Source organism: Reichenbachiella versicolor, assembly GCF_003171675.1.
Lineage (GTDB): Bacteria > Bacteroidota > Bacteroidia > Cytophagales > Cyclobacteriaceae > Reichenbachiella > Reichenbachiella versicolor.
The window spans coordinates 51442-65297 of the sequence record NZ_QFZQ01000012.1 but is presented as its reverse complement, the minus strand read 5'-3'; the positions used below and the strand labels follow the sequence as shown (position 1 = coordinate 65297).

Annotated in this window: 12 protein-coding genes; 10 read left to right on the top strand and 2 right to left on the bottom strand. The window is 35.1% G+C overall.

Going from position 1 to position 13856, the window contains the following annotated elements; translation table 11 throughout:
- Positions 1–40: 40 nt before the first annotated feature.
- Positions 41–1828 (bottom strand): ABC transporter ATP-binding protein, encoded by a 1788-nt coding sequence (locus tag DKG80_RS19525; protein WP_109833070.1) that lies wholly within the window; start codon positions 1826–1828, stop codon positions 41–43.
- Positions 1829–1986: 158 nt separating this feature from the next.
- Here DKG80_RS19525 and DKG80_RS19520 point away from each other — a divergent pair, with 158 nt between their 5' ends.
- The 5 genes from DKG80_RS19520 (at position 1987) to DKG80_RS19500 (ending at position 6737) form a co-directional block, all read left to right on the top strand.
- On the top strand, positions 1987–2571 hold the full coding sequence (locus DKG80_RS19520; protein WP_109833069.1) for an LOG family protein: 585 nt from the start codon (positions 1987–1989) through the stop codon (positions 2569–2571).
- A 27-nt stretch (positions 2572–2598) separates the two neighbouring features.
- Positions 2599–3876: a DUF2851 family protein gene (locus DKG80_RS19515; RefSeq protein WP_109833068.1), complete on the top strand. Its 1278-nt coding sequence runs from the start codon at positions 2599–2601 to the stop codon at positions 3874–3876.
- Between the two features lie 2 nt (positions 3877–3878).
- The gene (locus tag DKG80_RS19510; protein ID WP_162556000.1) at positions 3879–5117 is read left to right on the top strand and encodes a hypothetical protein; all 1239 of its coding nucleotides are present in this window, start codon (positions 3879–3881) and stop codon (positions 5115–5117) included.
- Positions 5118–5129: 12 nt separating this feature from the next.
- Positions 5130–5768 (top strand): acetyltransferase, encoded by a 639-nt coding sequence (locus DKG80_RS19505; protein WP_109833066.1) that lies wholly within the window; start codon positions 5130–5132, stop codon positions 5766–5768.
- A 111-nt stretch (positions 5769–5879) separates the two neighbouring features.
- Complete coding sequence (locus tag DKG80_RS19500; protein WP_109833065.1) at positions 5880–6737, top strand: nucleoside phosphorylase; 858 nt, start codon at positions 5880–5882, stop codon at positions 6735–6737.
- A gap of 273 nt (positions 6738–7010) precedes the next feature.
- Here the strand turns inward: DKG80_RS19500 and DKG80_RS19495 are convergent, their stop codons facing one another.
- Positions 7011–7706, bottom strand: coding sequence for a ComF family protein (locus DKG80_RS19495; RefSeq protein ID WP_109833064.1), 696 nt, complete (start codon positions 7704–7706; stop codon positions 7011–7013).
- 85 nt (positions 7707–7791) lie between these two features.
- On the opposite strand from DKG80_RS19495, the gene DKG80_RS19490 reads away from it, so the two are divergent.
- Genes DKG80_RS19490 through ybeY form a run of 5 tightly spaced genes read left to right on the top strand, consistent with a single transcriptional unit; the run spans position 7792 to position 13587 of the window.
- A complete protein-coding gene (locus DKG80_RS19490) occupies positions 7792–8145 on the top strand; it encodes a hypothetical protein (RefSeq protein ID WP_109833063.1) in 354 nt (117 codons plus the stop codon).
- Positions 8146–9426, top strand: coding sequence for a hypothetical protein (locus DKG80_RS19485; protein WP_109833062.1), 1281 nt, complete (start codon positions 8146–8148; stop codon positions 9424–9426).
- The gene (locus DKG80_RS19480) at positions 9395–12715 is read left to right on the top strand and encodes a DUF4175 family protein (RefSeq protein WP_109833061.1); all 3321 of its coding nucleotides are present in this window, start codon (positions 9395–9397) and stop codon (positions 12713–12715) included. Before DKG80_RS19485 ends, DKG80_RS19480 begins: the two co-directional genes overlap by 32 nt.
- A 27-nt stretch (positions 12716–12742) precedes the next feature.
- Positions 12743–13144 carry an ATP-binding protein gene (locus tag DKG80_RS19475; RefSeq protein ID WP_109833060.1) on the top strand — a complete coding sequence of 134 codons (402 nt, stop codon included), beginning with the start codon at positions 12743–12745 and terminating at the stop codon, positions 13142–13144.
- Positions 13144–13587, top strand: coding sequence for an rRNA maturation RNase YbeY (gene ybeY / locus DKG80_RS19470; RefSeq protein ID WP_109833059.1), 444 nt, complete (start codon positions 13144–13146; stop codon positions 13585–13587). Before DKG80_RS19475 ends, ybeY begins: the two co-directional genes overlap by 1 nt.
- Positions 13588–13856: the final 269 nt, after the last annotated feature.

Sequence of the window (13856 nt, the reverse complement as noted above, 5' to 3'; positions counted from 1 at the left end):
TCTCAGTTCCATGAGATAAGTAAGTTGATGAATAAAAAATCTAGCTTACCAACTGTAGATTCACCATATGAGTGTACTTGCTATTATCTAATGCCAAAAGCTCTTGATGTGACCCAGACTCCACAACTTGTCCATTTTCCAATACAAATATTCGATCTACTTCCTTAATTGTTGCTAACCTGTGAGCAATGACCAAAGTGGTTCTATTTTTCATCAACTCATTCAGAGCTTCTTGAACTAGGCTTTCAGACTCAGCATCAAGAGAACTAGTAGCCTCGTCTAAAATTAAGATCGTCGGATTCTTCAATATTGTTCTTGCAATCGCTATTCGCTGACGTTGACCACCGGATAGTTTTACCCCTCTTTCTCCGACTAGCGTATCAAAGCCTTCTGGGAAAGACTCTATAAATTCAAGGGCGTTAGATTGCTTAGCTGCCTCTCTAACCTCTTCTTCTGTAGCATCTGGTTTACCATAAACGATATTTTCTCTAATCGATCCTCCAAATAGAATAATTTCCTGAGGTACGACACCAATATTTTGTCGATAAGATTTCAAATTATAACTAGAAACCTCTTGACCATCTATAGTAATCTCTCCAGTGTATCCATCATACAATCTCATCAGAAGTTGAGAAATAGTAGATTTACCAGCACCGCTTTTACCAATCAATGCTACTTTTTCTCCCGCTTTTATTTCAAGATTCAAGTTTTTGAGTACACTAATTTCCTTTCTTCCTGGATATGCAAAGTTCAAATCTTTAAAAGCAATACTTGCAGAAAGGTCAGAAGTCATTGGTCTATCACCTGAATTATTTTCTATTACTTCGTCATGTACTTCTAAAATTCTCTCAGACGCACCAATAGCTCGCTGAAGTTGGCCAAATAAATCTCCCAATCCAGCAATCGAACCACCAATGAAAGTAGTATAAAGAACAAATGATATTAAATCACCTACTGACATTTCACCTGTCTGTAATAGATAAGCTCCGTACCACATGATGGCTACAATACCACCAAACATTCCAAAAATGATAAACGAAATGAAAAATGCTCTAAATGTCGCAGCTTTGATTGCCAGATCAACTGTTTTATCCAGAGCTGATTTATATCTATCCTTTTCAAAAATTTCATTCGTAAAAGTCTTCACTGCAAGAATAGACTGAAGGGTTTCCTCTACGATAGTTGAGGACTTAGCTAACTCATCCTGAGAGGCACGAGACAATTTCCTGATTCTCTTACCGAATACCATTGCGAAAATTACCAGAATTGGGAATGTTGCAAGCATGAAGACACTCAAGGAAGGAGTGGTGGCAAAAATCACAGCTATTCCAACAATTAATGTTACTACCTGTCGTATTACCTCAGCTAAAGTTGTTGAAAAGGTAGTCTGTAATAGAGATACATCGGAAGATACACGACTCATTAAATCACCTGTTCGATACTTGTCAAAAAAAGCAGTTGGAAGATGTATCAATTTTTCATAGAGCTGAGACCTTACGTCTGACATAGCTCGTTCACTCACTTGAGCAAAAAGATAAACTCTTAAAAAAGAAATAATACTCTGAAGAAATAGAATTACTACTAAACCAAGAGCAACAGAATTAATGTCCTTTATGAACCAATCACTTTTACCACTAGCTACATCAATAAGTTTCCCAGCTACATAAGGAAAAGCTAACAACAAAAAACTTCCAATTACTAAACAAACAAGGCCAGATATGAAGAGACCCTTATAAGGCAATAGGTATTTGAATATGCCATATAGCTTTGTGAAATTTTCTTTGTTAAGTCTTCTTTTCTCCTCTTCCTTTAGTTGCGTTCTCGCCATGATAATCTGAAAATTGCAACCGCAAAGTTATTCTTATCATTGGACTCCACCAATTCACTGTTGTTCGATTCATTAGAATTAAAAAATTTCAGTTAGCTAAGTCATTTATTCACTCTCAATAGTTGAAGAACTCATGAATAATTTTGAACTTCAACACTATGATAAAAAGCATTTGTGTCTATTGTGGCTCTTCATTGGGAAATGACCCAATTTTTGAAAAATTGGGTATTGAATTAGGGAATGCCTTGGCTTCGCGTAAAATTCGACTAGTATATGGTGGGGCCAAAACTGGAGTAATGGGAGCAGTTGCCAAAGGTTGTTTGGACAACAATGGAGAAGTTTTGGGAGTGATTCCTGAATTTTTAGATGAAATAGAAATTTCTAACGAACATGCTACTGAACTTATCATTACTAAGTCTATGCATGAGCGTAAGACCATAATGGCACAAAATTCTGATGCGTTTATAGCATTACCAGGAGGAATGGGAACACTCGAAGAAATATCAGAAATTCTGACATGGGCACAACTCGGACTGGTAAATGCTCCTATTGGTTTCTTGAATGTCGAAGGCTACTATGATTGCCTTTTCGAAATGTTTAAAAACATGAATAGCAAAGGTTTACTGCGAAAAGAACATCTTGAGTTATTTGTTGATGATCAGAAAGTAGAAGGTCTTCTTGAACAAATGCTTAATATTGATAAAAGCCGAAGTCATCAGTTACCAATTGTAGAATTAACATAACTTTTAGCCCAAAGTAAAACAGTACCCTTGAGAGAATCTTTCCTACACTTCATCTGGCAATTTCAGAAATACGACCCACTAAATCTAAGTACTTCAGAAGGCAAGTCTGTCGAGGTATATTCCCTTGGTCAGTATAATAGAAACTCTGGTCCCGATTTTTTAAATGCCAAACTATTAGTGGATGATATCACTTGGTATGGACATGTAGAAATTCATTTAAGATCATCTGATTGGAAAAGACATCGACATCATCACGATGAAGCGTATAATAACGTAATCATGCATATTGTGTGGGAGCACGATTTAGATGTCAGCAGACAAAATGGTGAGAAGATTCCAGTCATTGAACTAAAAAATAGGGTTAAAAGTGATCTATTAGATAAATGCAATCAACTGATTAAAAGCCCTGAACCTATTCCTTGTCAAGATCAACTAGAAAATATTCGTCAGTTGGAAATTATTTCTATGATGGAGCAGACGGGAATTTTTAGACTTGAAAAAAAATCTACCTTAATTCTTGATGAACTTGAAAAGAATAGAGGTTCCTGGGAAGAAACGGCATATCAGCTTTTGGCTAAGAACTTTGGCTTTAAGACTAATTCTGAACCGTTTCATAAACTGAGTAAAATACTTCCTCATAAAATCTTAGTAAAACATAGATCCTCTCAAAGGGACATTGAAGCATTACTTTTTGGTATAGCTGGATTTTTACCTAAAGAATCTGATAACGAATATATTAGTGAACTAATTCATGAATACCAATTTCTATCTAAGAAGTACAATTTAGTGGATTACGGTATGTTAAAAGTAGAATGGAAATTCATGCGTATGCGACCAGCTAATTTTCCAACAATTCGTCTATCACAAATTGCCTCATTCTTTATTCACAATAGCAAATTCTTTGATCAATTTATAAATTTCAATACGATAGATGAGGTTAAAGAAATGTTTGAATCAAAACCTTCGATCTATTGGCAAACACACTATGACATTGACCGATTCTCATCAAAATCAAACCATGGTATCGGTTCCTCAAGCATAAACAACTTAATAATCAATACAGTAGCGCCACTTTTAGCTGCATATTCACAAAAAACTGGTCTATCTGTATATATGGATAAATCCATTGAATTATTAGAAAGTATCAAGCCAGAAAAAAATAATATCATTGATAGCTGGAACAGTCTAGGCCTAAAAGCCCAAAATGCTTTTGAAAGTCAATCTCTAATAAGCCTGAAAAACGATTTTTGCTTGAAAAAGAAGTGCCTTTCCTGTAAAATTGGGGTCTCATTGATCAATCGTTAATCTTGAAACACCTGTTCATCTACTGTTTAAATACAGTAGTGCTTTCATACTTGTCATATCTTTTCTATCGATTGATCAAACAGTCGAAATGGAAGGTGTATTTCATGTCAGCACTGGCCTTCAAATTAATTTGTGGGGTTCTTCTTGGTCTACTTTACATCTGGCTATATGATGGGGGAGATACTTTTGGCTATTATGAGCGTGCGTCTAGAATTGCCGAATTTGGTTGGGGTGACTTTTGGAGTCTGATGTTTTCATCAGTTGACTCTACTTTTCATGCAAGGCGCGAATATCTAGACAGAGTACTAGCAGTGATTTTGTTCCTCGGTAAAACTGACTATTGGATGGCTAGTTTCTATTTTTCATACTTCAGTTTTATTTGCTCAGCTTATTTAGTCAGACAAGTAATTGAATGGAGACCTGACTGGAGTAAAGCTGCTATTTTTAGTTTTCTCTTCTACCCGTCAATAGTGTTTTGGTCATCGGGAATATTAAAGGAAAGTTTGGCTTTCGGTGCAGTAATGGTACTGATGGGTGGCTACATAAAACTACGGGCCAACAAGAAATTCTTATGGTACGAATTCTTATGGTACTTTTTATCTTTTTTAATTTTAGTCTATTTGAAGTACTACATTCTTGCGGTTATTCTTCCTCTTCTAGCCTACCTATTGATATTTCGTCGTCTAGAACAATTAGATTTTTTGAAAAATAGTTTGTGGAGAAAGACAGCATTTATTTTAGCTATGCTAGTAGCACCTACTATTGGCATGTTGTATTGGTTAAATTATAATCTGACTATTGAATATTTCTGGAGCTCAATCCAAAATACACACCATTACATTCTTAGTCGTACACCAATTTGGAATAAAGTTCCTATTGTAGATACATCAAATGAATTCATGAATTACGTCCTGAATTTCATACACTTCACTATAGCCGGTGTTTTCAGACCAATATTTCCTGAGGTTTTTAGGTTTCCAAATATCATGAGTGCAATTGAAAACTTACTACTAATAGTGATTATTGGTTGGAGGTTTATTTCATCTACAAAAGTAAGATACAATGCGGATCTCATTGCAATTACCATACTAATAGTCTCTATGGCGTTCTTTCTAGCATTCTCCATTCCAAATCTAGGAGCTCTGGCTAGATTCAAAGTTTACTACATGCCTTTTTTGATGGTGGTCATCCTTATTGATCATCCACTTTGGAACAAGTTTGATTTCTTGAAGCGTCTTTAATTTCTTTGCAGAATGGACAACCCAGTGTTAATTTTTGGAACAGGCGGACTCGGACGAGCTGCACTTGAAATTTTTGAATCAAACGGTAATATAGTATACGGTTTTCTAGACGACGACAAGAGTTTACTTGGTACCGAGATAGATAATATACCTGTACTTGGTAGAACCGATGACAATGAATTCATAAAACTAATCGGCAAGAAATGCGAAGCTTTTGTAGCAAGTGATGATAATAAACTGAAAAAATCTCTTGCAAAAATGCTGAAGGAAAAGCGTAAAGTTATGCCTGTCAATGGTTTTCATTCTTCAGCATCAGTAGCAAAGTCTGCTAATCTTGGACATGGCAACTTCTTCAATGGGGGAAGTACTGTAGGCGCAGGTGTGGAAATTGGAAATCACTGCATACTACATAGTGGGGCGACAGTAGATCACAATTGCAAACTTGAAGATTTCGTTCAAATAGGTGCTGGTGCATCCATTAGCGCTAATGTGGAAATCGGAGAAGGTGCATTCATAGGAACAGGGGTATCGATCATTCCTGGAGTGAAAATAGGTAAGAATGCTCGCATCGGTGCTGGTTCTGTAGTGATTGCTGATGTAGAAAAAGGTAAAACTGTATTCGGTAACCCAGCCACTGTTGTAGAAAAATAGAACAAAACATTTCATTTTAAGAACCTCGAAGTTGAGTTTATCTAGTAACAGATCAACCTTCGAGGTTTTTTTATATCAAGTTGATTAACTTAGATCAATACAGTACTTGATATGCCAACAATTTCTGAAACAGATCTGATAATTAACAAAGATGGAAGTGTCTATCACCTCAATCTGAAACCAGAAAATATAGCAGACACAATTATTACCGTTGGCGATCCCAGCAGAGTATTTAGAGTTAGTCAACATTTCGATACCATCGATTTTGAAATGAATAGACGTGAATTCATCACGCATTCAGGTAAGTACAAAGGCAAAAAAGTTACTGTCATGAGTTCTGGTATGGGGACAGATAATGTAGAGATCTTTATGACGGAGCTGGATGCTTTGGCTAACATCGATTTCAAAACAAGATTGCCCAAAGAAAAACTAAAAAAACTCAATCTTATTCGAATCGGTACTTCTGGCAGTTTACAGGAAGATATTCGACTTGGCACACATCTAGTATCTGAATATGGTGTTGGACTAGACTCGCTAATGACTTTTTATAATCTCCGTCAATCCGGCGCTGAAAATGTTATTGGTGATAAACTCAGAGCATATCTTGATTTACCTCTAAAGCCTTATATAGTAGAAGGGTCACGTAGTCTTCAAAACAAGTATGCTCAAGATATGTACAAAGGCAACACTGTAACCTGCCCTGGTTTTTATGCACCGCAAGGCCGCAAAATTCGACTAGACATTAGAAATAGTCATTTGATGGATGATATGCTCAGTTTTCATCATGATGATTTCTGGCTAACCAACTTTGACATGGAAACTGCCGGATACTATGCATTAGCTAAAATGATGGGGCATGAGATGATTAGCCTTAATGCTATCATAGCAAATAGACCTAGAAATAGGTTTTCAAAAGACCCCAATAAAATCGTAGATGGATTGATTAAAAAAGTCCTCGACAGACTCTGAATCAAGGACCTTGATCAAAGAGTATAGGATATCTTCAGGATTTATTTCTACTCGACACAGAGGTTGGGGAAATAAACCAATAGAGCTATCGCCCAGTGATTAAATACCTATAGAGTAATCAAAAGAATCAGGAATAATAATAAATGAAACATCTGATTTAGAAGCTTGCAAATACTCAAGTATAAACATCTCTTCCAAAAAACTGTTATAAGTAATTTATTTTCAGTGTTTTAATTGTATTTTCAATATCTTATGTATTAGTAAGTATATTTTTTAAAACCCTTTTCCCGTCGCTATACATGCAATTGAAACGTAAGATGTACCTACAGATTTTAATAACTCGACAGCTCCTGTAATTGTAGAACCAGTAGTAATCACATCATCCACCAACAAGACTCTCTTTCCTATTAATGACTCTTCTTTCACTAGAAAATACAAGTCATTCGTGTTCTTCCAGCGATGAACTCTATCCTTTTTAGTCTGAGATTGAGATTTTCGACGTCTTCTAAGGCTAAAATTGTTAATAGGTAGATTTAATATTTCTTTCATGCCTTTTGCAATAACTTCTGCCTGATTATAGCCACGTTTCAAACGTCTAGATGGATGTAGGGGAATAGGCACTATTATTTCTATGTTTTCACGTGAAACATAATCTTTAATATCTTCAGCAAACCAACGTCCCAATACAGTTCCCACAGCTATCTGGTCTTTATATTTCAGCCGATGCAATAACTTCTGTGCCACACCATTCTTTGTAAAATGTAGGAAAGCATTGGCCGAATCAATCTTAGCTGCCAACTTAAGTTGTAGTATTAAAGGGTTGTTTACGACTAAATGATAATTCGTTTTCGGTAAGTCCTTCAAGCAGTGTAAACATAACGTCTGTTCATGCTGAAGTAATACACGTCCACAACACTCACATAAGACTGGAAAAACTAGAGAAAAAAGAGAAAAGAAGTACTTTTTCATGAATATACGATTAGGTAGACCACCATCTCAAAATGCTGAAATATATTTGATCAAATTACACATTTGATATCAGCAAACAATAAGCATGATAAAAAAGGATCTAGATCTAAGTAGAAAATGGCAAGTCCTACTTCAAAACCTTAAAGAAGTGATTGGAAAGAAACCAGGAGACTTGAATGGTGTTCTATTTCTTATTGGAGTTCAAGAACTGGGACGAGGAAACCAAGTGTTTTCAAAGGAGGAAAAGCAAGATCTTATTCATCTTGGAATATGTAAGGTACTAAGTTTGGACGGGTACTATGAATTAAACGGACATGATAAAGAAGGTTGGCCTCATTGGAAATTAGTTAAAAATCTACCGCATCTCGATATTGTAGAGCAAGAAAAGCTATTGAAAATCAATGTAATAGAATACTTTGAAAACGAAATTGGTATTTAAATGAAAGCGACTTGGTTATACCTTATTTTTCTAATTATCCTCAATTCCTGCACAGATAATAATAGATCCGACCATCCTAACAACAAATCAGATGAGCAAATAGGGACTCTACGAATCAGTTTCTATGACAATATCCATTCAATCAATCCACTTAAAGTTTCAAACGAATCGGAACAACTAATAGTAGATTTAGTATTTGAACAATTCATTCAAAAAGCTGATAGTAATGCTCACTTCCAAAGTTCTTTCATAGACAAAATAAAAACCAATGATCAATACACAGATATTATACTTAAAAACAGGTATTTACACTCTGGCAAAAAGGTGAGTGCAGATAATGTGATTGGTCTATTAAGAAAAGTATGGGAAGATAAAGAGCTAAATAACAGTTTAGTTCAAAATACATTTATGAACATTGACGGGCTCCCATTAAGTAATTGGTACAGAACCAATAAGAACGACTACAGTGTTTTTCCAACAGGTATTACCACCCCAGATTCATTGACCATACGATTCTCAATGCGTAAAAAAGATAGTTTATTGATTCAGAAACTGTCCCAGTTTAATCTTATCATCTCTGATAGCATATATGGCACCGGTTCACACAGGATAAAAGAGCTTAACGATGATATATTATGTAACCTAACAGGAAAAGATTCCACGTGGAACAACGTAATCATAAGGTTTGTAAAAAATGAAGACTATAAAATCTCTGAATTTTTAAATGGTGGATTCGATGTAATCGAGTATCATCCTAAACTTACAAATGCAACCGTTCACAAAAAGTTTCTTGATAAAGAAATATCAAATAAATATCCTGAATATCAAGTATTTAAGTCAAATAAAACCTTATTAAACGTAGCAATTCTAAAAGGAAATTTTGATTCTTTAGAATTCTTTTACACTCATCGTATCTTGAATAGTAGAACTAACGAACGTGTAAAAGAACTAATAAGTAAAAGTCAACAGGACAGTATAGATCTGGCCAAAATCACGGTTACTGGTGATACTTCTATTCTCAATGTGAATTCTGCTTTTAACTATCAACCTATAATTCAAAAAGACACTGAACACAACCATATTCTACTAAAAACTGTAGAAGTCAAGACAAGTAATGGAGTTGATTTCATATCAGAAGAATTAAAAGGGAAGAAATACATTACTTTAGAGAAAACACCGTTTTACTTCATTGCTCAAAGAAATATCAGCGGGTTAGATGATTTCATGAGCTGGAAAGACGTTGTTCATAATGTCAAGTTTAAAACTGTCAAGAAATATTAGAGAATTGAGCAATTCATTCAACATAATCAAGAAAAACCTAGCAGAATATAAGAAGAAGTACTTCTTCAATCAGCTAATTAAGAATTCAATCATTTTTTTAGGAGTCGTTCTTACAGTCTTTTTATTAGCTACGACTTTAGAGTTTTCATTAAGATTAGATTCAAGCTTAAGAACTATTCTATTTTATGCTCTTCTGACCGGTTTTGGCTTTGCTTTGATCAATTGGGTAGCTATACCATTCTATCACTGGCTAAAATCCGATGAAAATCTATCAGACATCGAAGCAGCTCGTCAGATTGGTGATTTTTTTCCCGATCTAGATGATAAACTATTAAATACGTTACAACTGGATAGCCAAAATCATAATGATTCTCTTGTTAATGCAGCCATAGAACAAAGATCACATGAGATTTCAGTTTTCAAGTTTACCAAATCCATAAAAAAAGACGATAACAAAAAACTTGGCAAATATTTAGCTGTTCCGATCGTAGTATTTATTGGAATTCTTGTATTGATACCTCAATTCTTCACTGAAAGCACAGAAAGAATCATCAAATACAATCAAGAATTTGAGCCTGAAAGATTATTTGAAATTCAAATCAATAATACCAATCTAGAAGCTTACCGAAATGAAGATTTCGTGCTAAACATTGAGGTTAATGGAAAAACTCTACCTAACGAAGTTTTTTTAGAAGAGAATGGTCGAAAGTTCAAGGTTTCTAGAAACATCAGTAATAATTATCAACATACTTTTCATAATGTACAGACTAGCACCGAATTTAAGTTGATAGCTGCTGATTATATTAGCCCTAGCTATAAATTAACTTTAATTAACCGCCCAGACATTCGAAATCTCCAAGCAAACCTTATCTACCCGCAACATATAAAAAGAGAAAATGAACTACTATCTAATGTCGGAAATCTAACCTTACCAGAAGGGACTGAAGTGCAATGGCAGCTCAAAACGTCGTCTACTGAAAACGCTAGTATTCAGATAGGAAAAGCAACTTCAGAAATGAAAAAAACAGCTGAAGACTACTTTACATTCAATTATAGGTTTCTAGAAACCGAGAACTATAGCATTCAGTTACAAAACCAATATAGTCTGAACAAGGACTCTATTTCATTTTTGGTAGACGTAATCAAGGACCAACACCCAAGTATTAGTGCGAATATTTTACAAGACACGATAATGCATTCATACATTATTATGAACGGATTGATTAAAGACGATTACGGGCTCTCAAAACTCCATTTGATATATGAATCTTCAAATGGACAGAAAGTGATTCCTATCAGAATTGATCGTTCTTTAACCTCTCAAAACTTCTTCTATCAGTTGCAATTAGATAGTATCAAGGACTTAAAAGCTGGAAACTTCGAGTACTATTTAAAAGTATGGGACAATGACGGAGTCAATGGAGCAAAATCAAGTAGATCAGCCAAATACTCATTTAAAATACCTAGTAAGGGAGAAATCAACGACAAAATTGACCAAAAAGCGGAAAAAACTAAGTCCGATCTTGAACGGAAAATAGAAGAGTCTAAAAGGATAAATAACGAGCTCAAACAAATACAGAACGAATTAAAAAGTAAGAATAAGCTCGATTGGCAGGATAAAAAGAAGCTCGATAATCTAATAGAGTCTAAAAAGAAACTAGAAGAAGAATTAAAAGAACTTAATCAGCAAAACAAACAGTCTAATCAACAAAGACAGCAATTCAATGAACCTAATGAAAAGCTCCAGGAAAAAGCCGCTCAACTCCAAAAGCTGATGGATCAAGTATTAGATGAAGAAACAAAAAAACTATACGAAGAATTACAAAAACTTCTACAAGAAAACACTTCTCCTGATAAGCTTGAAAACGTTGTTGAACAACTTCAACAAAAAGAAGAAAATATGGAGAAAGAATTAGAACGAGCAATAGAGATGTACAAGCGAATGCAATTTGACTTCAAAATGGAAGAAGTCATTGATGACTTAGAGAAGCTTGCACAAGAGCAAGAACAGAACGCTAAAGACACACAAGAAGGAAACAAAAGCAAAGAAGAACTCAAAGAGAAGCAAGACAGTATAAATAAGGAGTTTGAAGAAATAGCTCAAGAAATGGACAAACTTGATGAGCTTAATAAGGAGCTTGAAAACCCCAAAGAACTTGAAAACTTTGATCAAGAAGAACAAAGTATCAACGAAAGCTTAAAGGAAAGCAGTGAGCAACTTGAAGACAACAAAAAGAAGAAATCCTCTCAATCACAACAGAACGCTGCCCAACAGATGCAGCAAATGTCTAAAAAAATGCAAGACATGCAGCAAAGTATGGAGATGCAACAGATGTCAGAAAATTTAGAAAACCTGAGAGCTATTGTAGAAAATCTCGTAAAACTATCATTCGATCAAGAACAAATACTGAAAGATTTCAGAGGTGTAAATCAAAGTGATCCTCGTTTTGTTACACTATCACAACAACAATTAAAGCTCAAAGATGACGCAAAGATTATAGAGGACAGCCTTTTGGCTTTATCCAAAAGAGTTTTCCAAATTCAAAGCTTTGTGACTAGAGAACTCTCTGATATGAATAAACACATCAATGAGAGTCTACAAATGCTTCGCGAACGCCATCAATCTAAAGCTGTAGTAAGCCAACAATATGCGATGACATCAATAAACAATCTAGCTCTATTACTTGATGATGTGCTTAAACAAATGATGGCCCAAATGGCTGAAGCAATGGGTAAACCACAAAAGGGTAAAAAAGGAAAACCTAAAAATGCTCCCAGTCTATCACAGCTACAAAAAGAACTTAATCAAAAAATACAGGACTTACAGAAAAGTGGGAAGTCAGGCCGTCAACTTTCACAAGAACTAGCCAAACTAGCAGCAGAACAAGAGGCTCTCAGAAACCAATTACAACAAATGGGAGAGAAGCTTCAAAATGGCGAAGACGGAAAGGATGGCTTAAAAAGCGGCCTAAACGATGCTGTAAAGAAAATGGAACAAACTGAAACTGATCTCGTCAACAAGCGTATCACACGTCAAACTATCAGACGCCAGCAAGATATACTAACAAGGATGTTAAAGGCTGAAAAAGCAATGAGAGAAAAAGAACTAGACCAACAACGAAAAGGAGAAGAAGCAAAGGAGATCTCAAAACAAGTCCCACCTTCAATAGCCGAATACCTAAAGCAAAAAGAAAAGGAATTAGAACTACTTCACGCAGTACCTACACAACTAAACCCGTACTATAAGGAAGAAGTAAATAAATATTTCCAAAGGTTAAATGAACAATAATATATTTGTGATCCTAAGTAATTGAACATGGAAGCCATCAACATACAAATACCATCACTTTCAGAAAATATCAGAATCGTAGAAAGTTTCATTGACAACGCTCGTGACAAATACAACTTCAACGATGATATATATGGAAACATAATGATAGCCGTTACAGAGTCTGTCAACAACGCCATTGTACATGGAAACAAATCTGATAAGAGCAAAAACGTAACTCTATCGCTAAGTCTTCAAGAAAACGAAGTAAAGTTCACTATCCAAGATGAAGGAACAGGATTTCAATTCGATGACCTCCCAGACCCTACAGCTCCAGAAAACCTCGAGAAACCAAGCGGCCGAGGAATCTTTTTAATGAAGAATCTTTGCGATGAAGTAAAATTCGAAGACGAAGGAAAGAAAGTTGAACTAAGTTTCTATCTCTCCTGATGTCAAACCTTATTGAATACTTCTTTGAAGATATAAACCAACCCAATCTCAACCTTGAACAAACTAGTGCTTGGATCAAATCAACAATACAAAACGAAGGATACTCACTGATCCATCTTAACTATATATTTTGTTCAGATGAATATCTACACAAAATCAACGTAGAATATTTAGACCACGACTATTACACCGATATCATCACCTTTGATAACTCAGAACAATCAGGTAAAATAGAGGGAGATCTATTCATAAGCCTAGAGAGAATCACAGACAATGCTACATCCCTTAACATTACATATCTCACCGAACTTAATAGAGTAATAATACATGGTCTATTACACCTCTTAGGTTACAATGACAAAACAGAAAACGAACAGTCAGAAATGACTGAGAAAGAAAATTTCTATCTATCTAAAAATCCATTAGTAAACAATCCTCAGTAACAATAACTTGTTTAGGGGTTATCTCATAGTTTTAATGTTCCACGTGGAACATAATACCTTCCTTTAGAGATTCCCATTATCTAACAATAACTTAATCAAATAAGCAATCCCAGCTCTTCTAGACAATGAAATATAGATCATAGGAGCTATACTTATACCCGTACATAATCTATACGCTTGCCAGAACACCTGGAACGACAGCTATCAAATCCATTAAATAAAAAGGAACTTGAAACATCATTGAGATCAATGATACTAAACCTGTATAT

Excerpts from the sequence above, each read along its gene's own strand:
- DKG80_RS19490 (WP_109833063.1), top strand. The coding sequence starts at position 7,792 with ATGATAAAAAAGGATCTAGATCTAAGTAGAAAATGGCAAGTCCTACTT.
- DKG80_RS19500 (WP_109833065.1), top strand. The coding sequence starts at position 5,880 with ATGCCAACAATTTCTGAAACAGATCTGATAATTAACAAAGATGGAAGT.
- DKG80_RS19525 (WP_109833070.1), bottom strand. The coding sequence starts at position 1,828 with ATGGCGAGAACGCAACTAAAGGAAGAGGAGAAAAGAAGACTTAACAAA.
- DKG80_RS19475 (WP_109833060.1), top strand. The coding sequence starts at position 12,743 with ATGGAAGCCATCAACATACAAATACCATCACTTTCAGAAAATATCAGA.
- DKG80_RS19485 (WP_109833062.1), top strand. The coding sequence starts at position 8,146 with ATGAAAGCGACTTGGTTATACCTTATTTTTCTAATTATCCTCAATTCC.
- DKG80_RS19520 (WP_109833069.1), top strand. The coding sequence starts at position 1,987 with ATGATAAAAAGCATTTGTGTCTATTGTGGCTCTTCATTGGGAAATGAC.
- ybeY (WP_109833059.1), top strand. The coding sequence starts at position 13,144 with ATGTCAAACCTTATTGAATACTTCTTTGAAGATATAAACCAACCCAAT.
- DKG80_RS19495 (WP_109833064.1), bottom strand. The coding sequence starts at position 7,706 with ATGAAAAAGTACTTCTTTTCTCTTTTTTCTCTAGTTTTTCCAGTCTTA.
- DKG80_RS19480 (WP_109833061.1), top strand. The coding sequence starts at position 9,395 with ATGTCAAGTTTAAAACTGTCAAGAAATATTAGAGAATTGAGCAATTCA.
- DKG80_RS19505 (WP_109833066.1), top strand. The coding sequence starts at position 5,130 with ATGGACAACCCAGTGTTAATTTTTGGAACAGGCGGACTCGGACGAGCT.